The following is a 23,086-nucleotide window of genomic DNA, read 5'->3' as shown; positions in this document are numbered from 1 at the left end:
ACTGCCCACAGGCGTCCGAATTGTTTTTGTTGTCTGGGTGAGGCTCACAGGGTGGCGATATACGCCGGGGGCGGATGCAGGTCACTGTTGCGGCCGGCCTTGACCACCTGGCCAGGCAGTTCATGGCCGAGCAGCGCCGGTAATTGCCTGGACATCTGCAACAGATGTGGCAAGTCGATACCGGTGGGGATGCCAACTTCTTCACACAGGTTGACCAAATCTTCGGTGCAGATATTGCCCGACGCCCCCGGTGCAAACGGGCAACCGCCGAGCCCGCCGAGGGCCGCATCAAAACGCCGGGCTCCGGCTTCGTAGGCCGCCAGTACATTGCACAACCCCAGGCCACGGGTGTTGTGAAAATGCAGGGTCAAATCGCTGGCGCGCACACGCTGCAACACACGATTGACCAGGCCCCGGACCTGACGCGGGTTGGCCATGCCGGTGGTATCGGCCAGGGTGATGCCCTGGACGCCCAGTTCGAGATAGGCGTCCACCAGGTGCAGCACACGGTCCTCGTCGATCTTGCCTTCGAACGGGCAACCGAAGGTGGTGGCGATACTGCCATTGAGGCTTACCGGGTAATCGCTGGCAAAACTCACCACCTCGCCGAAGGCCGCCAGCGAGGCTTCGCAGCGCATGCGCATGTTGGCCAGGTTGTGGGTCTGGCTGGCGGACAGCACCAGGTTCAACTCATCCGCGCCAGAGGCAACTGCACGCTGGGCGCCCTTGAGGTTGGGGATCAGTGCCACATAGATCACCCCGGTGCGACGGCGAATCCCCTGGAATACCTGTTCGCCATCCCGCAGTGCGGGAATAGCCTTGGGCGAGACAAAGGAGCCGGCCTCGATGCGCGAAAAACCGGCCTGGGACAATTGGTCGATCAGGCTGATTTTATCGGCGGTCTCGACCCAGCCCGGCTCGATTTGCAAGCCGTCCCTGGGCGAGACTTCCTGCACAATCAGTGGGTCGGAATAATCAACGATCATTGCACTACTCCCGCGTTTTTCAGGCGCTGAATATCAGCCTCGGCCAGGCCCATGCCGCCGAGAATTTCATCGGTGTGCTGGCCCAGGCTGGGACCTTGCCAGTTCACGGCGCCGGGGGTTTGCGAGAGTTTGGGCACAATGCCCGGCATCTTCACCGTCAACCCGCCAGGCAGTTCGGCGTTGAGCAGCATGCCCCGAGCCTGATAGTGCGGATCGGCGACGATATCAGCCACCGAATAAATACGTCCGGCGGGCACCTCGGCCGCCTGCAAGGCATCGAGCACCCGTTCGATGGGCAGGCTGCTGGTCCAATGGGTGATGGCCGCATCCAGCAGGCCGCTTTGCGCCGCACGGCCGTCGTTATGGGCGAAGGCCTCGTCCTCGGCCAGATCGATGCGGCCAATGGCAGTCATCAGCCGTTTGTAGATGGGGTCACTGTTACCGGCGATCACCACGTAGGCGCCGTCGGCAGTCAGGTAAGTATTGGACGGTGCAATACCGGGCAAGGCGCCACCGCTGCGTTCACGAACATGGCCGAGCATGTCGTATTCCGGCACCAGGCTTTCCATCAGGTTGAACACACTCTCAGCCAAAGACACGTCCACCACCTGCCCATCGCCCTGCCCGGTCTTGACCCGCAGCAGCGACATCAAGGCGCCGATCACCCCGTGCAACGAAGCCAGGGAGTCGCCGAGGCTGACCCCGACCCGGGCCGGCGGTGAATCGGGGTTGCCAGTGGTATAGCGAATCCCGCCCATGGCTTCACCTATTGCACCAAAACCCGGGCGGTCGCGATAAGGCCCGGTCTGGCCGTAGCCGGAGATGCGTACCAGGGTCAGCCTGGGGTTGAGGGCATGCAACACGTCCCAGCCCAGGCCGAGTTTCTCCAGGCCGCCAGGGCGCAGGTTCTCGATCAGCACATCGGTATCGCCAAGCAACTGCTTGACCAGCGCCAGGCCTTCGGCTGACTTGAGGTCCAGGGCCAGAGATTTCTTGTTGCGCGATTGCAGATACCACCACAGCGAGGTGCCCTGATGCAGCTTTCGCCATTTGCGAAGCGGGTCGCCTTGGCCCATGGATTCGATCTTGATCACCTCGGCACCAAACTCGGCCATCAACCGGGCGGCGAATGGCGCAGCAATCAACGTGCCGATCTCGATTACCTTGATACCGCTCAGGGGAGCCGTCATAGGGCGTACCTCTTGTGCTTGGAATGTGAACCCAGGCTAGAGGACGGTGAAGGGGTAAATCCAACCTTCAATTGGCAACGAGCGTTCGCAAAACACGAACGACCAGGGAACGAGCCGACAGACCATTCCGTCAGACCGCACCCTCAGAGGCATGTAGATATTCAAACAATAAACGGCTGACCGGCGACAGCGCGGCTTCATCGCGCACCACCAGGACCAAACGGCGTACCGCCCATTCATCCGTCAGCGGGACCGCCTGCAGGCCCAGCGAGCGCCCGAACAATTCATAGGCTTTCTGCGGCAGGATGCCGATGCCCATATGGGCCTGGACCATGCGGCACATCGCATCGAAGCCCGGCACATGGATGCGCAGGTGCAGCATCTTGCCGGCCTCCCGCGCCGCTGCGTGGGTACGCATATTGATCGAACTGGCGACATGCAGGCCGACATAATCGCAGCCCAGGGTTTCGCTGAACGACAACCCCTCGCGGTCGGCCAGCGGGTGATCCATCGGCATCAGCACCATCAGGTTGTCGCGGCGATACGTCACGCTGAACAAGCCCTTGGTATCGGTATCGCTGGAGCAGATCCCCAAGTCCGCCACACCGTCGAGCACACCCTGAACCACACCCGTGCTGGGGCGTTCTTCAAGGTCGGTCTTGAGCTGCGGATGCAGCGCGGTGAAGTCGCGCAAATCTTCCGGCAGGAACTGGATGATCGCCGACAGGTTGGCCAGCATCCGCACATACCCGCGCACGCCATGGCTGTGTTCGCCCAATTCCAGGCCCATCTTCTGCACGTTGAACAGCATCTGCCGGCCGTGATGCAACAAGGTTTCACCCGCCGCAGTGAGGCTCATGCCCTTGGCCTGGCGCACAAACAATGTCAGGCCCAGCATTTTTTCCAGATCCACCAGACGCTTGCTGGCGGCCGATACGGCAATGGATTCACGCGCTGCAGCGCGAGTCAGCGTGCCCTCCTCGTACACGGCGACGAACAGCTGCAAGGTGATCAGATCCAGGCGACGGATCAGGCTTTTGGACAACATCACACACGCTCAGCGGCCAGACGGTGGATCTCGGCGGGCTCGATCACCGCTTGCGGCGCGCCATGCCGGACCACCGCCAGCATCGCCCGTCCGACGGTCTCAGTACTCACGACCCACGCCGGCCGCACACGACGCACCAACGACAGCAGCGGCCCGATCAGGTTGTAGATTGTCTGGTAAAGCGGGGTTTTAGAACGCACGCCATGCAACGGCTGGATGATCCCCGGACGGAACAGGTAAACCGCCTTGAACGGCAGGCGCAGCAAGGCATTCTCGGTCTTGCCCTTGACCCGCGCCCACATCACCTTGCCCTGCTCGGAGCTGTCGGTGCCCGTGCCGGACACATACACAAAGGTCATCTGCGGATTAAGCCGCGCCAGGGTGCTGGCGGCGACCAGGGTCAGGTCGTAGGTCTGGCGGGTGTAGGTGGCTTCATCCATACCCACCGACGACACCCCCAGGCAAAACAGGCAGGCATCAAAGCCTTGCAGCAAATGCTCCAAGGGTTGGAAGTCGAACATATCGGCGTGTAACACCTGATGCAGCTTGCCATGCTCCTGGGTCAACGCCGTGCGCCCCACCGCCACCACTTCCTGCACATCAGCGGCCAGCAGACACTCACGCAACACGCCCTGGCCGACCATGCCGGTGGCGCCAAATAGCAGAACTCTCATAAGGGTGGGCCTCGGTGGCAAGCTTCAAGTTAAGAGCAGTACAAGCTGCTCAGATTAACAGCTTGTCGCTTGAAGCTTGCCACTGCTCGACTCAAAACGCGCTGCGGAAAATCTCCTCGATCTGCCGCTGGTCAGCGCGCCGTGGGTTGGTCAGGCCGCAGGCGTCCTTGAGGGCGTTGGTCGCCAGCAACGGAATGTCTTGCAGCTTGGCGCCCAGCTCACGCAGGCCGGCCGGGATTTCAACGTCCTGGGACAGGCAGCGGATCGCTGCGATGGCCGCCTGCGCGCCTTCTTCGGGGCTGGCGTGTTTGTCGGTCACACCCAGGGCGCGGCCGACGTCGCTCAGGCGCGCCGCGCTGACGCTGGCATTGAAGCTTTGCACGTGGGGCAGCAACACCGCGTTGCACACGCCATGGGGCAAGTCGTAAAGGCCGCCCAACTGGTGGGCCATAGCGTGGACAAAACCCAGGGAGGCGTTGTTGAAGGCCATGCCCGCCAGAAATTGCGCGTAGGCCATGTTTTCCCGGGCCGCCATGTCGCTGCCGTCACGCACCGCCAGGCGCAGGTTGGCGCTGATCAGTTCGATCGCCTTGATCGCGCACGCATCGGTGATCGGGTTGGCGGCAGTAGATACATAGGCTTCGATCGCGTGGGTCAGCGCGTCCATACCGGTGGCGGCGGTCAGGCCCTTGGGCATGGCGACCATCAGCGCCGGGTCGTTGACCGACAGCAATGGCGTGACGTTACGGTCGACGATGGCCATTTTCACGTGGCGGGTTTCGTCGGTGATGATGCAAAAACGGGTCATTTCGCTGGCAGTACCGGCGGTGGTGTTGATGGCCACCAGCGGCAGTTGCGGCTTGCTCGATTGGTCGACACCTTCGTAGTCGCCGATATGCCCGCCATTGGTGGCACACAGGGCGATACCCTTGGCGCAGTCATGGGGCGAACCGCCGCCCAACGACACCACGAAATCGCAGCCACTGGCCTGCAACAACGCCAGACCGTTCTCGACGTTCTCCACGTTGGGGTTGGGTTTGGCGCCGTCGTAGAGCACCGAATCGATGTCCTGCATCGCCAGTTTCTCGGCAATCATGCGGGCCACGCCCGCCTTGGCCAGGCCGGCGTCGGTGACGATCAGCGCCTTGCGAAAACCGTAGTTGCGGATCGCGCTCATGGCTTCGTCGAGGCAATCGATGCCCATGATGTTGACGGCGGGAATGAAGAACGTGCTGCTCATGGTGAACCCTCGGGGATACGTTGATGCCTACAGCATCAACCCCACCCGCCTGCGGCATCTTGACCAAGATCAACGCCCGCCCGTGATAAAGTCACCGCCCAGCCGTTTTTGAGTAGACCCGCCGCAATGAAGGATTTCCAGGATATCGACGCCGCCCTTGAAGACTGGACCGCACTGCGCAGCAGCACCGCCTTTTCCGCGATCCTGATCGGCAACGGTGCCAGTCGTGCGGTATGGGAAGATTTTGCCTACGACTCGCTGTTTGAAAACGCGCGCACCGTCGAAGAGAAGCCCTTGGGCGCTTCCGAATTGAGCGTGTTTGACGCGATGCAGACCCGTAGCTTCGAGCAGGTGCTGGGCGCCCTGAAAACCACCAGCCGCGTCAACAAGGCCCTGGCCGTCAGCTCCGCCGCGCCACGTAATCGCTACTACGCGATCAAGGAAGCGCTGATCAATAGCATCCACGCCGTGCATATCCCCTGGCGCCTGGTGCAGCCCTCGACCCTGGCCACGATCAATCAGGAACTGGCGAGCTACAAGACGGTGTTCACCAGCAATTACGACCTGCTCAACTACTGGTCGATCCTGCACACACCGGGCATCGACGACCTGTTTCGCGGCGCCGACTCGCGCTTTGACCTGCGCGACACCGCCACCGCCGCGACGCGCATTCTGTACCTGCACGGTGGCCTCCATCTGGTGCGCAACCTGGACGGCTCGGCGCGTAAATTGCCGTCCACCGACAGCACGTTGCTCAGCAGCTTTGCCATCAACAACACCATCAAGACCCTCGACGATGTGCCGCTGTTTATCAACGAAGGCCCCAGCAGCGAGAAGCTCAAGAGCATTCGCAGTTCGGATTACCTGTCGTTCTGCTATGAACAGTTGCTGGGGCAGGCAGGCGCGCTGTGCATCTTTGGCCATCACCTGAGCGAACAGGACGGGCACTTGGTGGAGGCCATTCGTCGGTCGCGGGTCAAGACCCTGGCGATCTCGGTGTTTGGCCGCAGCGACGGGTTTATCCAGCAGCAGAAGCGGCGGTATGCCGCGCTGTTCGAGGGGATGGAGGTGGAGCTCAGGTTCTTTGCGGCGCGCAGCCATGCGCTGGGCAAGCCGGCATTGTCGGTGCCGGTCGAGCACTGATCCCATTACCAAAAGCGATCAAATGTGGGAGCTGGCTTGCCTGCGATCGCGGTGTGTCAGCACCGAATGTGTTGACTGACACTCAGCTATCGCAGGCAAGCCAGCTCCTACATTGACCGCGTTCCAGGCCTATTCTTCGGCGCTGTGTACCACCACCAGCAACTGCGCCTGCACCTCACCCACTGAACGGATCCGGTGGGGTTTTTGCGCATTGAAATGCAGCGCATCGCCGCGCTCCAGCAGCACCCGCTCGCTCATGAAGTCCACTTCCACCCGGCCTTCATGCACAAACAAAAACTCCTCCCCCACATGCTCCTTGAAGGTCTTGTCGCTGAACTCCGACGGCGGGTAGATGATGAACGGCAGCAGGCTGCGCTCGCTGACCTGATGGGCCAGTACCGCATAACCCGGCGAGGTATCAGGCCGCTCATGGCTGCGCACCAGGCTGTAGCTGTCGAGGCTGACGCTGTCTTCGCTGAACAATTCTTCGACCTTGACGTTCAACGCCTTGGCCAGTTTCAGCGCGGCGGCAATCGACGGGGTGTTCAGGCCGCGTTCGACTTTGGACAGGTAACTCTTGGTCATCCCGGATTTTTCGGCCAATGCCTCCAAGGTGACCCCGAGTTTTTTTCTCAATAATTTCAAACGGATAGACATGCGCAGCGTTTAATCCAAGCAGGATGCGATGATTATTGCTTGCCAATGACACAAAGTGTCATATAGCCTCTTTAGTGTCATTTGCAGAACCCAACGACCTTGCGAGCAGCGGGAACCCGCAAATCGACGTCCATTGAACCACCCAAAGGACACCGATATGGCCAAGACATTAGCACTCCCCAAAGACCAACTGGTCAAGCAAGCGCTGACCCAGATGCAAAGTACCCTGGCGGATAATACGTGGACCGACCGGCAAAAGCTGGCCCTGACCTGCCGTATTCTGTTCGAGAACGGCCACGACTCGGGCCTGGCCGGGCAGATTACCGCCCGTGGCCCGCAGCCTGGCACCTACTACACCCAGCAACTGGGCCTGGGTTTCGATGAAATCACTGCCAGCAACCTGCTGCTGGTCAACGAAGACCTGGAGGTGTTGGAAGGCCACGGCATGCCCAACCCGGCCAACCGTTTTCACAGCTGGGTCTATCGTGGCCGGCCGGACGTGAACTGCATCATCCACACCCATCCGACCCACATCGCCGCACTGTCGATGCTCGAAGTGCCGCTGCAGGTGTCGCACATGGACCTGTGCCCGCTGTATGAAGACTGCGCATTCCTCGAAGCCTGGCCGGGTGTGCCGGTGGGTAATGAAGAAGGCGAAATCATCACCGAGGCCCTGGGCGACAAGCGCGCCATCCTGCTGTCTCACCACGGCCAGTTGTCCACTGGAAGCACCATCGAAGAAGCCTGTGTAATCGCGCAATTGATCGAACGGGCGGCCAAACTGCAATTGCTGGCCATGGCCGCCGGTACCGTCAAGCCGATCCTGCCGCAGTTGGGACGCGAGGCCCATGACTGGATCTCCAAGCCCAAGCGCCACGGCGCCGCGTTCAACTACTACGCTCGGCAGAACCTGCGCCAACACGCCGATTGCCTGAACTGAAGCCTTTTTCGACCGGAGACATTCCATGTCCACCCCAACTATTCACGGCATTATCGGCTACACCATCACCCCGTTCAGCGCCGACGGCAGCACCCTTGACCTCGACGCCCTGGGCCGCTCCATCGACCGCCTGATCGACAGCGGCGTGCACGCCATCGCCCCGCTGGGCAGCACCGGCGAAGGCGCCTACCTGAGCGATGCCGAGTGGGATGAAGTCAGTGCCTACAGTATCCGCAAGGTCGCCAAGCGCGTGCCGACCATTGTCAGCGTGTCCGACCTGACCACCGCCAAGGCCGTGCGCCGCGCGCGCTTTGCCGAAGCCGAGGGCGCTGATGTGGTGATGGTGCTGCCGACGTCCTACTGGAAGCTCAGTGAAGCGCAGATCCTTGCGCACTACGCGGCCATTGGCGATAGCGTCGGCGTGCCGATCATGCTCTACAACAACCCGGCCACCAGCGGCACGGATATGTCCGTGGAGCTGATCCTGCGGATCGTCAACAGCGTTGATAACGTGACGATGGTCAAGGAGAGCACCGGCGATATCCAGCGCATGCACCAGCTGTACCGCCAGGGCGAAGGCCAGGTGCCGTTCTACAACGGCTGCAACCCCCTGGCCCTGGAAGCCTTCGCCGCCGGGGCCAAGGGTTGGTGCACCGCTGCGCCGAACCTGATCCCACAGCTCAACCTGGACCTGTACCAGGCGGTACTGGCCAATGACCTCAACCGAGCGCGGGAGCTGTTCTATCGTCAGTTGCCGGTGCTGGACTTTATCCTCAAGGGTGGCTTGCCGGCGACGATCAAGGCAGGTTTGCGCATGACCGGGCTGGAGGTGGGTGATCCGCGACTGCCGGTGTTCCCGCTGGACATGGCGGGCCACGCGCAGTTGCAGAAACTGCTGGGCTCGTTGAGCTAAACCACAACCCTGTGGGAGCGGGCTTGCCCGCGAATGCGGTCGATCAGCCAATACATTTATCGACTGATACACCGCTTTCGCGAGCAAGCCCGCTCCCACATTGGATCGCACGGGTCTTTAAATTTACGGAGACAAATAGCAATAGTTCTCGATATCATTCGCGACTTTTCTGCAGCGTGCTGCGTCAAGAAGGATATCCATGTCTCGTTTCAAGCCCGACCCGTTGTCGGCCGACGCCTTTCGCGGGTTTTATGCAGACATCCTGCATTACCTGCGCAAACGCACGGACAACGCCAGCGACGCGGCGGACATGACCCAGGATGTCTTTACCCAATGGCTGGACTACAACGACCGGACCAAGGTCGAGCAGCCACGGGCCTTTCTGTTTCAGATGGCACGCAACCTGTTGCGTGACCATTGGCGCAAACAGAAGGTGCGGCACAGCGGCCACCATCAACAGGCCGAATGGGACGCCGAGCCTGTCACCGACGAGCAAAACGATCCCATGGCCGCCGCTCAACGCATCCAACGCCTGGAACAGTTGAAAGAAGTCCTCGCCGAACTCTCGCCCCGCAGGCGAGAAGCCCTTATGCTGCACCGCTTCGAAGGCCTGAGCCAGGCGCAGATCGCCGAGCGCATGGGCGTTTCGATCAGCATGGTGGAAAAGCACATCGCCTTTGCCCTGCTGCACTGCAAGCAGCGACTTCAAAAAGACCCGGGCAAGGAGCAGCCAGAATGACCCGCTTGAGCACCCGCGACGGCCACGGAATTGATGAGCACGACACCATCGATGCCCAGGCAGCCAGTTGGTTTGCACGCAATCGCAACGAAGTTGGCACGCAGGACCGCAAGGCCTTCGCCGCCTGGCACGCCGTGCCGGCCCATGCGCGCGCCTACGCCGAATTCGAACAGCTGTGGGCCGACCTTGGCGAACTGCAGCAACTGAACAAACCCCTGCCCCTGCCCACGCGCAAACCCGCGCCTTGGCGCCCGGCGCTGGCGGTGGCTGCCGCGCTGGTCTGCGCTTTACTCGCCAGCAACCTGGGGGCCCCGCGTGGGCTCTATCACACCGAGGTCGCGGCGCAGGCCAAAGGCATGCGCACCCTGGACCTGCCGGATGGCAGCACCTTGTACGTCAACGCCAGCACCCGCTTACGGGTGGACTTCGATGCCCATCGCCGCGTGATTCACCTGGACCAAGGCCAGTTGTACGTGGAGGTGGCGCCCGACAAGGAGCGGCCTCTGTTCGTGCGCGCGGGCGAGGCCGACGTGCGGGTGGTGGGCACCGCGTTTGACGTGCGTCGCAGCCAGCAGCAACTGGTGGTCAGCGTGGCCCACGGGACCGTCGCCTTCGCCCCCGACCAGAACGCCAGCGCCGTGCTGCTCAGCGCTCAACAACGGGCGACCTACAGCTACGCCAAGGGCTCCATGCAGCAGCAAACCCTGGCCGCTGGCGAAGTCGCCGACTGGCGCAGCGGCCACTTGTCCTTTCGCAACCGCGAGCTGGCCAGCCTGCTGGATGAGCTGAGCCTGTATCGGCCCAAGGCCGTGGTGTTGGCCGATGGCCCAGTGGCGCAACTGAAGGTTTCCGGCAATCTCGATGTCAACGACCCGGACGCGCTGCTCAACGCACTGCCTGCCTTGCTGCCGGTGAAAACCGTGCCCCTGGCCGACGGCAGGGTCCGTATCGAAGCACGTAAGTAGCGCCATTTGAGAATATTTTGCATTCGCATGTGAGGATTTTTTTTCCTGCCGCGTCTTCCTCCGGTCTGCGTTTGATACGCATGCCTTTTTTGGCTATTTAGCCGCCTTGGGGGATTTCATGTTTCGCGCGCCTTGCCTTGCCCTGCACCTGTCTCTTCGACCGACACTCATCGCCGCCTGCCTGGCCGTCAGCCTCACGGCCCAGGCCGAGTCGCTCAAACTGCAACTGCCGGCCCAACCGCTGGCAACATCCCTGAGCCAGGTGGCGCAACAGGCGAAAATCCAGCTGCTGTTCGATGAGGACCTGCTGAAAAATGTCCAGGCACCCGCGATCAACGGTGATTACACCCCCGAAGTAGCGATCCGCACCCTGCTTAAGACCGGCGAGTTCACCCTGATCAAGGTCGGTAGCACCTATGTCGTGCGTCCCGAAGAAAGCCGCACCACCAACAGTACCAGCGTACAGTTGGACGCCTTGAGCGTGATCGGCACCGGCAACCAAGTCGATGCCAGCACCGTCGGCCGCTCGACCCTGTCCCAGGCCGATATCGACCGCCTGCAGCCCAACAACATCGCCAGCCTGGTGCAGACGCTGCCGGGCGTGACCATGGGCGGCTCGATGAAGCCTGGCGGACAGATCATCAACATTCGCGGGATGGGCGAGGCCGAAGACGTGCCGATGACCGTCGATGGCGCGGCCAAAAGCGGTTTCGAGCGCTATCAGCAAGGTACCGTGTTTATCGAGCCCGAGATGATCAAGAGCGTCGAGGTGGAAAAAGGCCCGCACTCGGCCTTCACCGGCAACGGTGGCTTCGGTGGTACGGTCAACATGGTCACCAAGGATGCGCCGGACCTGCTCAAGGACGGACGCAACAGCGGTGCGATGCTCAAGTATGGGTATGCCAGCAACGACCACGAACAGGTCTACAGCGGTGCCGTGTATGGCCGCACCGACGACGGTCGCATCGACGCCCTGGCCTACCTGACCAAGCGCGACGGCGGCGACATGAAGCTGGCCGACAAACGCGACTACGACAGCAAGGACTACCCGATCAACCCGCAGCGCCTGCCCAACAGCGCACAAGATGTGGACGGTCAACTGTTCAAACTGAACATGTACCTCACCGATGAGCACAGCCTCGGTTTCTCCTACTCCCGGGCCAACAGCGAACGCTGGACGCCGTTTTCGGCCAGGAGTTACCCATCGCCACCGCGCAAGGCCGATATCGACCGCTATGGCTATGACGCTGCCGTCAGACGGTTCCTGGCCAACCGCCACACCGTCGATACCACTTGGTCGGGCAAGTACGAATACCAGCCCCTGGGTAACCCGCTGATCGACATGAAGCTCAGCTATTCGGAGTCCAACACCGACCAGACCGACACACGCGATGCCACGGCCGTGACGAGCTTATCCACGGGCGGGCGCAAGATGGACACCGCCTACACCGACAAGATTCTCGAACTGCGCAACATCAGCCTCTTCAACACGGGCCCGCTGGACCATGCCTTGACCACCGGCGTGCAGATCCGCAAGCACATCCGCGATACCGAAAGCTGGATGCCCGGTGAAAAGTACGACACGCCTGAGTACAACTACGGGCATTTCCAACCGGCGTTCATGCCCCACGGCAAGGTCGACACCCATGCGTTCTACATCCAGGACGCCGTAACCCTGGGCGACGTGACCATCACCCCATCCCTGCGGTATGACCACGTGGTCAACCGTGGCAAAGCCAACGACGCGCCGTACTACAGCAACCCCGACCCGGCCTTCGGCCACGACTACAGCGACCGCACCTATGCCGGCTGGTCGCCGCGCCTGGCAGCGTTCTGGAAGGTCACCCCGGACGTGGTGATGTTCGCCAACTGGAGCAAGACCTGGCGCGCGCCGGTGATCGACGAACAATACGAAGTCCAAGGCCTGGGCAGCCGCACCTCCACCAGCCGCAACCTCGACCCGGAACGCATCACTGCCATCACCGTGGGCAACATCACCAACTTCGCCAACGTGATTGCCAGCGGCGACAGCCTGCAACTGCGCAGCACGCTGTTCCACAACAAGATCGAAGACGAAATTTTCAAGGCCACCGGCCTCGGCTGCCAGCAACAGAACTACATGGAAGGCTCCATCGCCAAGGTCTGCACCGACGCAGCGTCGAAGACCAACTACCGCAACGTCGGCAGCATGACCATCAAGGGCTTCGAGCTCGAAGGCTACTACGACTCGACTTACCTGTTCGGCTCCCTGAGCTACTCATGGGCCACCGGCAAACGCGAAAACCCCTACACCAACCCGTGGGCGACCGACATCCACGTGTGGGCCCGTGACATTCCACCGGCCAAATGGGTCGCGATGCTGGGCACCAAGATTCCTGCCTGGGACGCACAAGTGGGTTGGCAAGGCCAGTTCGTGCGCAAGACCGATCGCCTGCCCAGCGACAAATATTCAAGCGGCCTGAACAGCGGCTTCGGCGACAGCTTCTACGACCAGTACCCCAACGCCAGCTACGACACCCAGGGCCTGTTCGCCAAATGGACACCGCAACAGCCGTACCTCAAGGGGACCGAAGTCAACTTCACCGTCGACAACCTGTTCAACCGCAGCTACATGCCGGCCTTGAGTGGCGACAGCGCCACCAGCGTCGGACGCAATGCCAAGATCAGCGTAACGCGGTTCTTCTAACGCTGTAGGAGCCGGCTTGCCGAAACGCATAAATCCAAGCAGACAGGCCTGTTGTGGCAAGCCGGCTCCTACGGGAACTGTACGGTTCAATCTGCACCCAGCTGTAAGCCCGCGCCGTGCGGGCTTTGTGGCTAGATGGGCAGCCTCTTCCAGCCCATCCGATCCGGTTGCTCCCATGAACTCGCGCGAAAACACCGGCATGGCCTTAGGCCTGCTCGGCGTCATCATCTTCAGCCTGACCCTGCCCTTTACCCGCATCGTGGTGCAGGAAATCCATCCTTTGCTCAATGGCCTGGGCCGCGCCTTGTTCGCGGCGGTGCCGGCAGCCTTGCTGTTGCTGTGGCGTCGCGAAGCCTGGCCGACCTGGCGCCAGGTACGCGGCCTGAGCCTGGTGATTGCCGGGGTGATCCTCGGCTTCCCGGTGTTGTCGGCCTGGGCCATGCAAACCCTGCCCGCCTCCCACGGCGCCCTGGTCAACGGCCTGCAACCTCTGTGCGTGGCGCTGTATGCGGCGTGGTTGTCCCATGAACGGCCATCAAAAGCCTTCTGGGCCTGCGCGGCGCTGGGCAGTGCGTTGGTGCTTGGTTATGCGCTGATCAGCGGCGCCGGTAGCATCCAGGCCGGTGATTTGCTGATGCTTGGGGCAATTGCCGTGGGTGGCCTGGGCTATGCCGAAGGCGGCCGGTTGGCCAAGGAGATGGGCGGCTGGCAGGTGATCTGCTGGGCACTGGTGCTGTCGACGCCGCTGTTGATCGGGCCGGTGGCGTACCTGGCGCTGCAACACGAAGGCGCGATTTCGGCCCGCACCTGGTGGGCGTTTGGCTACGTCTCGCTGTTTTCGCAGTTCCTGGGGTTCTTTGCCTGGTACGCCGGGCTGGCCATGGGCGGAATCGCGCGGGTCAGCCAGATCCAGCTGCTGCAAATCTTCTTCACCATCGCCTTTTCCGCGCTGTTTTTTGGTGAGCACATCGAGCCGATTACGTGGCTGTTTGCCTGCGGGGTGATCGTGACGGTGATGCTGGGGCGCAAGACGGCTGTGCAGCCGGCCAAGCCGCATACACTCTAAATGTGGGAGCGGGCTTGCCCGCGATAGCGGTGGTTCAGCCGCCCACTATATCGACTGACACTCCGTCATCGCGGGCAAGCCCGCTCCTACATTGTCTTCAGGGCAGGTAGTTATCGGCGCGTAGCAGGGTTTCCAGGCAGTGCTCGCTGATCTGGTAGAACGCCTTCAATTCGCGGATTTTCTCCAGCAACTGCGCGTTATCCGAAGGCTCGGCACGCTTGACCGCCAAAATCATCTTGTTCTTGTTGGTGTGGTCCAGGGAGATGAACTCGAACACCTTGGTCTCATAGCCACAGGCTTCCAGGAACAACGCGCGCAGGCTGTCGGTGACCATTTCCGCCTGCTGGCCCAGGTGCAGGCCATATTGCAGCATCGGCTTGAGCAGCGCTGGGCTCTGGATCTGCAAGCGGATCTGTTTGTGGCAGCACGGCGAGCACATGATGATCGACGCCCCGGAACGGATGCCGGTATGAATCGCATAGTCGGTGGCGATGTCGCAGGCATGCAGGGCGATCATCACGTCCAGCTCGCTGGGCGCCACGCTGCGCACATCACCGCACTTGAACACCAGCCCCGGGTGTTCCAGGCGGGCGGCGGCGTTGTTGCACAGGGTGACCATGTCTTCGCGCAACTCCACACCCGTCACCTGGCCGTCGGCCTTGAGGGTGTTGCGCAGGTAGTCGTGGATGGCGAACGTCAGGTAGCCCTTGCCCGAACCAAAATCCGCGACCCGCACTGGCCGGTCCAGTTGCAAGGGGGATGAGGTCAGCGCATGGCTGAACACCTCGATGAACTTGTTGATCTGCTTCCACTTGCGCGACATCGCCGGGATCAGCTCGTGCTTGGCGTTGGTCACGCCCAGGTCGGCGAGAAACGGCCGCGTCAGGTCAAGGAAGCGGTTTTTCTCGCGGTTGTGTTCGGCCGACGGTGCTTCACGCAGTTGCTGGGGTTTGCTCTTGAACAGCGAGCTTTTGTTCTTCTTGCTGTATTCCAGCTGCGCCTCGTCGGTCAACGACAGCAGATGGGCGTTCTTGAACGAGGCTGGCAACAGCGCGGCAAGCGTCGCGACGGCGTCTTCGAGGGGGAAATTCTTGGTGATATCACGGGTCTTGTAGCGATAGACAAAAGACAGGCACGCCTGCTCCTTGACCGTCACCGGCTTGATGATCAGGCGTTGCAATTCGGCTTCTTCACCCACGTACTTGGCCAGCACCAGCTTGATAAAGGCATTCTGCTCAAGGCTTGCGCGCAGCAGTTCGATGAACTGGGCGTGATGATCCGGCGCGGGGGTGGCCGGTTTAGGGGTGACAGACATGAACAAAAACGCCTCGGGCAGGGAATGCCGGGCATTTTAGGGGGGATGGGGGCTCAGGGCACGGAGTAATTTGCCCAACGGTCAGCACAATTCAAAATGTGGGGGCTGGCTTGTGTGGCAGCCCCCACCGGTTACTTGAGGACGATCAGGCGGTTGGGCAGTTCGTTACGGGTGTGGGTCTGCGGCACATGCACCTTGAGCAGTTCGCCACAGGCCTCGATGCACGTGATAAACCCGGTCAACGTCTGCCCCTGTTTCACCTGCTGGGTAAACGTCTTGACGATGGCATCCCAACTGCTGTCATCCAGGCGCTGGGAAATCCCGTCATCCACCAGGATCTCCACGTAACGCTCGGCCTCGCTGACAAAAATCAGTACCCCGGTGCTGCCCAGGGTGTGGTGCAGGTTCTGCTCCAGGAACTGCCGGCGTGCCAGGTTCGACGCGCGCCAATGCCGCACCGAGCGCGGGATCAGGCGGGTGGTGATGGCCGGCAGGCGGAACACCAGGCACAGCACAATGAACGTCGCCCATTGCGCCAGCAGCAGCGTGTGCATGGTCAACCAGCCCGACAGGTAATGCACGATCCCCGGCACCACCAACGCCACCACACTGGCCCACAGCAGCGGGATGTAGGCGTAGTCGTCGGCGCGGGCGGCCAGCACGGTCACCAGTTCGGCGTCGGTCTGTTGCTCGACCCTGGCGATCGCTTCGGCCACTTGGCGCTGCTCGTGTTCTGTCAGTAAAGCCATGGTTGTAGATGCTCTTTAGTTATTGTCATTACCAGCCACCCGAAGCCCCGCCGCCGCCAAAACCGCCACCGCCGCCCCTGAAGCCACCGCCCCCGCCACCGCCGCCGCCACGCCCACTGCTGCTGAGAATCGCCAGCAAAATGGCGCCTACCGGCAGGCCCATGCGGTTGCACAGCCACAACACCACCAGCAACAGAATGAACAAGCCGATGGAGAATACCGGGTTGTCCTTGGCGAAGTTGGGATCAGCCACATGGGCCGGCACGGCCAGCGGCTCGCCACCAACCACCTGGATCATGGCGGCCACGCCGTCGCTGATGCCCTGGGTGAAATTGCCCGCCTTGAACTTGGGCGCAATCACCTGGTTGATGATCACCCACGACTGCGCATCGGTGAGTACGCCTTCCAGGCCGTAGCCCACTTCGATGCGCAACTGGCGCTCGTCGCGAGCCACAATCAACAGCGCACCGTTGTCCTTGCCCTTCTGGCCGATGCCCCAGTGCCGACCCAGTTGATAACCGAAGTCTTCAATGGGCAGGCCTTGCAGGTCGGGCACCGTGACCACCACGATCTGGTCGCCGCTGGTCTGCTCCAGCGCCTGCAATTGCTGGCTCAGTTGCGCACGCACCGGCGGGTCGATCATCTGCGCGTTGTCGACCACCCGTCCGGTCAGCGCCGGAAAATCCGGCGCCGCCTGGACAGTCAGGCTCACGGCCAGCAGCAGCGCTGCCAGCCACCCAGCACGCAGGGTCATCAGAATTTCACTTGTGGCGCTTTATCGGCATCGGCACTGGTGGCCTCGAAGTTGGCGCGCACCGGCAAGTCGCTGTACATCACGCTGTGCCACAGGCGGCCAGGGAACGTGCGGATCTCGGTGTTGAAGGCCTGCACGGCGGCGATAAAGTCGCGACGGGCCACGCTGATGCGGTTTTCGGTGCCTTCAAGCTGCGATTGCAGGGCCAGGAAGTTCTGGTTGGCCTTGAGGTCCGGATAGCGTTCAGACACCACCATCAGGCGGCTGAGGGCACCGCTCAGGCCTTCCTGGGCTTGCTGGAACTGCTTGAGTTTTTCCGGGTTGTCGAGGGTGCTGGCATCGACCTGGATCGAGGTCGCCTTGGCGCGCGCTTCGATCACGGCGGTGAGAGTGTCCTGCTCATGGGCCGCGTAGCCCTTGACCACTTCGACCAGGTTGGGGATCAGGTCGGCGCGCCGTTGATACTGGTTCTGCACCTGGGCCCAGGCCGCCTTGACCTGTTCGTCCAGGGTCGGGATCTTGTTGATGCCGCAACCGCTCAGCACGCTGCTGATCAGTAGCAGGGCCGCGGCTTTCCAGCCCCATCGAATAGTCTGTGCTGCTTGCATGGTGTGTCTCCTGACCAACCTTATGGAATTTGACGACTGACCCTATACATCACGCGCTTGGGGCATAATCCGCCACTACTGGATTACAGCGAGCCAATCAGCTAAAAGATGCCCTTCTTTATGGATAGTTCATAAAGAGCCCGCAAGTGTGCGGTATTTACCCACACAACACCCGAACAACAATAGTCGCTCCCCACATTTTGGCCGAGCAGTGTTTACGTGACGCTGCGCAGTACGCCGAAAAAGGATATTCATGAAAAAGCTGTGTTTGCTGGGCCTTGTTGCCACTCTGGCCAGTCACTCCGTCGTTGCCGAGACCAAGCCCGCTGCGCTTAAGGACAAGGACGCGTTCGTCAGCGACCTGCTCGGGCAGATGACCCTGGATGAAAAGATCGGCCAATTGCGCCTGATCAGCATCGGCCCGGAAATGCCGCGCGAGATGATCCGCAAGGAAATCGCCGCCGGGCGCATTGGTGGCACGTTCAACTCCATCACCCGCCCGGAAAACCGTCCGATGCAGGACGCGGCCATGCGCAGCCGCTTGAAGATCCCGATGTTCTTCGCCTATGACGTGATCCACGGCCACCGCACCATTTTCCCGATCAGCCTAGCCCTGGCCTCAAGCTGGGACATGGACGCCATCGGCCGCTCCGGGCGCATTGCCGCTAAAGAAGCGGCGGCAGACAGCCTCGACATCACCTTCGCGCCGATGGTCGATATCTCCCGCGACGCCCGCTGGGGCCGCACCTCAGAAGGCTTCGGCGAAGACACCTACCTGGTGTCGCGCATCAGCGAAGTGATGGTCAAGGCCTTCCAGGGCCCGAGCCCGGCCCAGGCCGACAGCATCATGGCCAGCGTCAAGCACTTCGCCCTGTACGGCGCGGTGGAAGGCGGGCGCGACTACAACGTGGTCGACATGAGCCCGGTCAAGATGTACCAGGACTACCTGCCGCCCTACCACGCAGCGATCAAGGCCGGCGCCGGCGGCGTGATGGTGGCGTTGAACTCGATCAACGGCGTGCCCGCCACCGCCAACACCTGGCTGATGAACGACCTGCTGCGTAAAGAGTGGGGCTTCAAGGGCCTGACCGTGAGCGACCACGGTGCGATCTTCGAACTGATCAAGCACGGCGTCGCCAAGGACGGTCGCGAAGCGGCCAAGCTGGCGATCAAGGCCGGCATCGACATGAGCATGAACGACCAGCTCTACGGCAAGGAGTTGCCAGGGCTGCTGAAATCCGGCGAGATCGAGCAAAAAGACATCGACAACGCCGTGCGTGAAGTGCTCGGTGCCAAGTACGACATGGGCCTGTTTGCCGACCCGTACCTGCGTATCGGCAAGGCCGAGGACGATCCGGCCGACACCTATGCCGAAAGCCGCCTGCACCGCAGCGAAGCCCGCGACGTTGCGCGGCGCAGCCTGGTGTTGCTGAAAAACCAGAACGACACCCTGCCCCTGAAGAAATCCGCGACCATCGCCCTGGTCGGCCCGCTGGCCAAGGCGCCCATCGACATGATGGGCAGTTGGGCCGCCGCCGGTAAACCTGCGCAATCGGTGACCCTGCTGGACGGCATGAACGCGGTGATCGGTGAACAGGGCAAAGTGATCTACGCCCGTGGCGCCAACATCACCAGCGACAAGGCGGTGGTGGACTACCTCAACTTCCTCAATTTCGATGCTCCGGAAGTGGTGGATGACCCACGCTCGGCCCAGGTACTGATCGACGAAGCGGTCAAGGCCGCGAAAAACGCCGATGTGGTGGTAGCCGCCGTGGGCGAGTCCCGTGGCATGTCCCACGAGTCATCGAGCCGTACCGACCTGAACATCCCGCAAAGCCAGCGCGACCTGATCACGGCCTTGAAAGCCACGGGCAAGCCGCTGGTCCTGGTGCTGATGAACGGCCGGCCGCTGTCGATCCTCGAAGAGAGCCAGCAAGCCGACGCGATCCTGGAAACCTGGTTCGCCGGTACCGAAGGCGGCAATGCGATTGCCGACGTGCTGTTCGGTGACTACAACCCCTCGGGCAAGCTGCCGATCACCTTCCCACGCTCCGTGGGGCAGATTCCGACCTACTACAACCACCTGACCATTGGCCGGCCATTCACGCCGGGCAAACCGGGCAACTACACCTCGCAGTACTTCGATGACACCACAGGCCCGCTGTATCCGTTCGGTTATGGCCTGAGCTACACCCGCTTCAGCCTGTCGGACATGGCGCTGTCGTCCACCACCCTGAACAAGACCGGCAAGCTCGACGCCAGTGTCACCCTGAAAAACACCGGCAAGGTGGATGGCGAAACCGTGGTGCAGTTGTACATCCAGGACGTGGCCGGCTCGATGATCCGCCCGATCAAGGAGTTGAAGAACTTCCAGAAGATCCTGCTCAAGGCCGGCGAATCGAAGGTGGTGCACTTCAGCATTACCGAGGATGACTTGAAGTTCTACAACACCCAGCTCAAGTTCGCGGCCGAACCTGGCCAGTTCAATGTGCAGATCGGCCTGGACTCCCAGGACGTGCAGCAGCAGAGTTTCGAACTGCTTTGATTTGAAGCGGTATGTGGGAGCTGGCTTGCCTGCGATGGCAACACCTCGGTGGCACTGATAGACCGAGGTGCCGCCATCGCAGGCAAGCCAGCTCCTACATTGGATTGGGGGTGTGCTCCCTAACCTCTTCGATCCAGCAGGTTGACCACCAACCGATCAATCCAGCCCCACACCCGCTGTTTGACCCGCCGCCACAATGGCCGGGCCTTCCATGCCTCCAGGCTGACCGCCTGGCTTTGGGCAAAATCGCGCTCGAAGCTGCCCGCCACCGCCAACGTCAACTCCGGATCCAAGGCTTCCAGGTTGGCCTCCAGGTTGAAGCGCAGGTTCCAGTGATCGAAATTGCACGAGCCGATGCTCACCCAATCGTCCACCAGCACCATCTTCAGGTGCAGGAAACAGGGCTGGTATTCGAAGATCTGCACCCCGGACTTGAGCAGGCGCGGGTAATAACGGTGCCCGGCGTAGCGCACCGAAGGATGGTCGGTGCGCGGCCCGGTCAGCAGCAGGCGTACATCCACACCGCGCCCGGCTGCGCGGCGCAGGGCCCGGCGTACACCCCAGGTGGGCAAGAAGTACGGCGTGGCCAGCCAGATACGGCGCTGGCCGCTGTTCAGGGCGCGGATCAGCGATTGCAAAATGTCCCGATGTTGGCCCGCGTCGGCATACGCCACCCGCCCCAGGCCCGGGCCGGTCGCCGGCACTTTGGGCAGGCGCGGCAAACCAAAATGCGTGGCTGGCTTCCAGGCACGGCGGTGGTCGTTGACCCGCCACTGGCGGTCGAACAGGGCTTGCCAGTCGAGCACCAGCGGGCCGCTGATTTGCACCATGACTTCGTGCCACTCACAGGTGTCCTGCCCGGGCGTCCAGAACTCATCGGTGACCCCGGTGCCGCCCACCACGGCGATGCTCTGGTCGACCAGCAGCAGCTTGCGGTGGTCGCGGTAGAGGTTGCGCATCCAACGGCGCCAGCGCAGGCGGTTGTAGAAGCGCAGCTCCACCCCGGCATCGGTCAAGCGGCGCCGCAGGCCCAGGGTAAATGCCAGGCTGCCGTAGTCATCGAACAGGCAGCGCACCTGGACCCCACGCTCGGCCGCTTGCACCAGCGCCTTGACCATCTGCTCGGCACAGGCACCCGCCTCCACCAGATACAGCTCAAGCTCCACCTGGCGTTCGGCGCGGGCGATCGCCACCAGCATCTGCGGGAAAAAGTTCGGGCCGTCGATCAGCAATTCGAAGCGGTTGGCGCTGCGCCAGGGGAACACCGCGCCGCTCATGTCAGCGCGCCGTGAAAATCAGCACCGCACCCACCGGCACCGACAGGCTGATCGCGTCCAGCCCGGCAGCCTTGCGCAAAGTCTCTACGCCAGAGAGCAAGTCAAAATCCTTGGCGTGCAACACCAGCGGCTCCAGGGTCACCACCTGGAAACGCCGGTCATCCAGGCGTGTCGCCAGCAGTTCGGCGTTGTAGGTCTGGGTCTTGCCATGCAGGGTGACCGAGAGCGGCAGGCGCAACTCCAACTGCGCGCCGGTGGCCAGGTCGTTGATAGGTTGCAGGTTGATTTGTGCGTTGATCAGCGCATCGGGGTGGGTCTTGATCTGGAACAGGTCGTTGCGCATGCGCTCGTCGCGCAGCGGAATGCCGCTGTTGATCGACTCCAGCTCGACTTCCAACTGTGCCGCGCCTTTGTCGTCGACCTTGCCGTGCAGCACCAGGAAGCGCTGGACTTCAGACAGGTCAGTGTTTTTGGTGGTGACGAACGACAGCCTTGAGGATTCGTTATCCAGGTACCAGGCGGCCTGCACAGGCACGGCGGCAGCGGCCAGCAGCAAGAGCGCCAGGGGCTTGAGGATGGATGTGTTGAACATTGAACACTCGCACGGAGAAAAACCTGCCCGAACATTAACTGGCCGGCTTGCCGCACGCAATCTAACGGCCCCGGCAATTTAAATGTGGGAGCGGGCTTGCCCGCGATAGCAGAGGGTCAGTTAATAGATAGTTGACTGACCCACCGCTATCGCGGGCAAGCCCGCTCCCACACAAGCCCGATCCGGCATCAGGCCAGTGCGTGCTGCACGCCTTGCACGGTCGCCTCCAGGCTAGCCAGATGCAGACTCAACACCCGTTCCACCGGCGCCTGGTGCATCGGCCAATGCAACGCCATGCTCCCCACCAGCCGCCCATTGGCCCGCACTGGCAGCGCCACCGCGCGGATCAGGAACGGCAAGCGCACCGGATACTCCCAGTACCCTTCGGTACGCTGGCCAAACCCCTGGTGCTGGGATTGCTCGCACGCACGGTACTGATCGTCGGCCGGCACATGCTCGCGGCTGGCCAGGCGCTGGACTTCATCCGCCGCCAACTCGGCCAGGCACGCCTTGCCCATGGCCGAATGGAACAGGCTGGCATGCTGGCCGACGATCTGGCAGTTGTTGGGGTAGAGCTTGCGCAGCACCGTGGGGATCGCGCTTTCCATGACTTCCAGGCGCTCGCCGTCGAAATTCGACAAGTCCGCCACCAACCCGGTGCGCTCGCTGAGTTCCAGCAGCCACGGCGCCGCACACTCCACCAGGCGGCGCTTGAAACGTTGCTGGGTATCGCCGAACAAACGCTGGGCGCTGATGCGATAACGCCGGTCGCTCAGGCCACGGTAGATCCAGCCCTGCTCCTGCAAGGTCAGCAACATCCGCGACACCGTGGCCTTGGGCAGGCGCGTCAGGTAATGCAGCTCCTCAAGCCCCAGGGCCTGGTGCTCGCCGAGCAACTCAATGATGGCCAGTGCCCGCTCCACTGAACGCACAGTCCCCGTGTCGGCGTTGCTGCCCATGGCTGATCTCCCGGTTGCTGATGGATGATCGAATTTCACA

The 23,086-nt window shown here is 61.9% G+C and carries 21 protein-coding genes; 8 read left to right on the top strand and 13 right to left on the bottom strand.

Annotation, left to right across the window (positions count from 1 at the left end; translation table 11 throughout):
• Positions 1-44 precede the first annotated feature (44 nt).
• From BHC62_RS19025 to yiaY, 5 genes are all read right to left on the bottom strand, one after another.
• Positions 45-986, bottom strand: a complete 942-nt coding sequence (locus BHC62_RS19025) for a hydroxymethylglutaryl-CoA lyase (protein ID WP_070995799.1) — start codon at positions 984-986, stop codon at positions 45-47.
• Positions 983-2,176, bottom strand: coding sequence for a CaiB/BaiF CoA-transferase family protein (locus BHC62_RS19020; RefSeq protein WP_070995798.1), 1,194 nt, complete (start codon positions 2,174-2,176; stop codon positions 983-985). The genes BHC62_RS19025 and BHC62_RS19020 overlap by 4 nt, the downstream gene beginning before the upstream one ends.
• Before the next feature lie 130 nt (positions 2,177-2,306).
• Positions 2,307-3,224 (bottom strand): LysR family transcriptional regulator, encoded by a 918-nt coding sequence (locus BHC62_RS19015; RefSeq protein ID WP_029299111.1) that lies wholly within the window; start codon positions 3,222-3,224, stop codon positions 2,307-2,309.
• Positions 3,224-3,898, bottom strand: a complete 675-nt coding sequence (locus BHC62_RS19010; protein ID WP_070995797.1) for an NAD-dependent epimerase/dehydratase family protein — start codon at positions 3,896-3,898, stop codon at positions 3,224-3,226. The genes BHC62_RS19015 and BHC62_RS19010 overlap by 1 nt, the downstream gene beginning before the upstream one ends.
• A 91-nt stretch (positions 3,899-3,989) precedes the next feature.
• Positions 3,990-5,138: an L-threonine dehydrogenase gene (gene yiaY, locus BHC62_RS19005; protein ID WP_029299114.1), complete on the bottom strand. Its 1,149-nt coding sequence runs from the start codon at positions 5,136-5,138 to the stop codon at positions 3,990-3,992.
• A gap of 126 nt (positions 5,139-5,264) precedes the next feature.
• On the opposite strand from yiaY, the gene BHC62_RS19000 reads away from it, so the two are divergent.
• A complete protein-coding gene (locus BHC62_RS19000) occupies positions 5,265-6,281 on the top strand; it encodes a DUF4917 family protein (protein WP_070995796.1) in 1,017 nt (338 codons plus the stop codon).
• 129 nt (positions 6,282-6,410) lie between these two features.
• Here the strand turns inward: BHC62_RS19000 and BHC62_RS18995 are convergent, their stop codons facing one another.
• Positions 6,411-6,938 (bottom strand): helix-turn-helix domain-containing protein, encoded by a 528-nt coding sequence (locus BHC62_RS18995; RefSeq protein WP_029299116.1) that lies wholly within the window; start codon positions 6,936-6,938, stop codon positions 6,411-6,413.
• A gap of 157 nt (positions 6,939-7,095) precedes the next feature.
• On the opposite strand from BHC62_RS18995, the gene BHC62_RS18990 reads away from it, so the two are divergent.
• The 6 genes from BHC62_RS18990 to BHC62_RS18965 all read left to right on the top strand — a co-directional run bounded on the left by BHC62_RS18990 (position 7,096) and on the right by BHC62_RS18965 (position 14,247).
• Complete coding sequence (locus BHC62_RS18990) at positions 7,096-7,878, top strand: aldolase (RefSeq protein ID WP_029299117.1); 783 nt, start codon at positions 7,096-7,098, stop codon at positions 7,876-7,878.
• A 25-nt stretch (positions 7,879-7,903) separates the two neighbouring features.
• The gene (locus BHC62_RS18985) at positions 7,904-8,791 is read left to right on the top strand and encodes a dihydrodipicolinate synthase family protein (protein WP_070995795.1); all 888 of its coding nucleotides are present in this window, start codon (positions 7,904-7,906) and stop codon (positions 8,789-8,791) included.
• A 199-nt stretch (positions 8,792-8,990) separates the two neighbouring features.
• Entirely contained in the window at positions 8,991-9,530 is a 540-nt protein-coding gene (locus tag BHC62_RS18980) for an RNA polymerase sigma factor (RefSeq protein ID WP_070995794.1), read from the top strand.
• Complete coding sequence (locus BHC62_RS18975; RefSeq protein WP_070995793.1) at positions 9,527-10,495, top strand: FecR domain-containing protein; 969 nt, start codon at positions 9,527-9,529, stop codon at positions 10,493-10,495. Before BHC62_RS18980 ends, BHC62_RS18975 begins: the two co-directional genes overlap by 4 nt.
• A gap of 118 nt (positions 10,496-10,613) precedes the next feature.
• Entirely contained in the window at positions 10,614-13,181 is a 2,568-nt protein-coding gene (locus BHC62_RS18970; RefSeq protein WP_070995792.1) for a TonB-dependent receptor, read from the top strand.
• Positions 13,182-13,356: 175 nt separating this feature from the next.
• Positions 13,357-14,247, top strand: coding sequence for a DMT family transporter (locus BHC62_RS18965; protein ID WP_070995791.1), 891 nt, complete (start codon positions 13,357-13,359; stop codon positions 14,245-14,247).
• Between the two features lie 97 nt (positions 14,248-14,344).
• Here the strand turns inward: BHC62_RS18965 and BHC62_RS18960 are convergent, their stop codons facing one another.
• From BHC62_RS18960 to BHC62_RS18945, 4 genes are all read right to left on the bottom strand, one after another.
• A complete protein-coding gene (locus tag BHC62_RS18960) occupies positions 14,345-15,562 on the bottom strand; it encodes an SAM-dependent methyltransferase (protein WP_070995790.1) in 1,218 nt (405 codons plus the stop codon).
• A 131-nt stretch (positions 15,563-15,693) separates the two neighbouring features.
• Positions 15,694-16,311, bottom strand: coding sequence for a TPM domain-containing protein (locus BHC62_RS18955; RefSeq protein ID WP_029299129.1), 618 nt, complete (start codon positions 16,309-16,311; stop codon positions 15,694-15,696).
• A 28-nt stretch (positions 16,312-16,339) separates the two neighbouring features.
• On the bottom strand, positions 16,340-17,068 hold the full coding sequence (locus BHC62_RS18950) for a YgcG family protein (RefSeq protein ID WP_371128926.1): 729 nt from the start codon (positions 17,066-17,068) through the stop codon (positions 16,340-16,342).
• Complete coding sequence (locus BHC62_RS18945; protein WP_029297013.1) at positions 17,065-17,673, bottom strand: LemA family protein; 609 nt, start codon at positions 17,671-17,673, stop codon at positions 17,065-17,067. Before BHC62_RS18945 ends, BHC62_RS18950 begins: the two co-directional genes overlap by 4 nt.
• A gap of 253 nt (positions 17,674-17,926) precedes the next feature.
• Between BHC62_RS18945 and bglX the strand changes: the two genes are divergently transcribed.
• On the top strand, positions 17,927-20,218 hold the full coding sequence (gene bglX, locus BHC62_RS18940; RefSeq protein ID WP_070995788.1) for a beta-glucosidase BglX: 2,292 nt from the start codon (positions 17,927-17,929) through the stop codon (positions 20,216-20,218).
• A gap of 119 nt (positions 20,219-20,337) precedes the next feature.
• Here the strand turns inward: bglX and BHC62_RS18935 are convergent, their stop codons facing one another.
• The 3 genes from BHC62_RS18935 to BHC62_RS18925 form a co-directional block, all read right to left on the bottom strand.
• The gene (locus BHC62_RS18935; protein WP_070995787.1) at positions 20,338-21,495 is read right to left on the bottom strand and encodes a phosphatidylserine/phosphatidylglycerophosphate/cardiolipin synthase family protein; all 1,158 of its coding nucleotides are present in this window, start codon (positions 21,493-21,495) and stop codon (positions 20,338-20,340) included.
• Between the two features lies 1 nt (position 21,496).
• Complete coding sequence (locus BHC62_RS18930) at positions 21,497-22,087, bottom strand: YceI family protein (RefSeq protein WP_070995786.1); 591 nt, start codon at positions 22,085-22,087, stop codon at positions 21,497-21,499.
• Positions 22,088-22,275: 188 nt separating this feature from the next.
• A complete protein-coding gene (locus BHC62_RS18925) occupies positions 22,276-23,046 on the bottom strand; it encodes an IclR family transcriptional regulator (RefSeq protein WP_029297019.1) in 771 nt (256 codons plus the stop codon).
• Between the last annotated feature and the right edge of the window lie 40 nt (positions 23,047-23,086).

The organism is Pseudomonas sp. 06C 126, from assembly GCF_001855215.1.
Taxonomy (GTDB): domain Bacteria; phylum Pseudomonadota; class Gammaproteobacteria; order Pseudomonadales; family Pseudomonadaceae; genus Aquipseudomonas; species Aquipseudomonas proteolytica.
The sequence above is the reverse complement of the archived record's forward strand: the minus strand, read 5'-3'. Positions and strand labels throughout refer to the sequence as shown.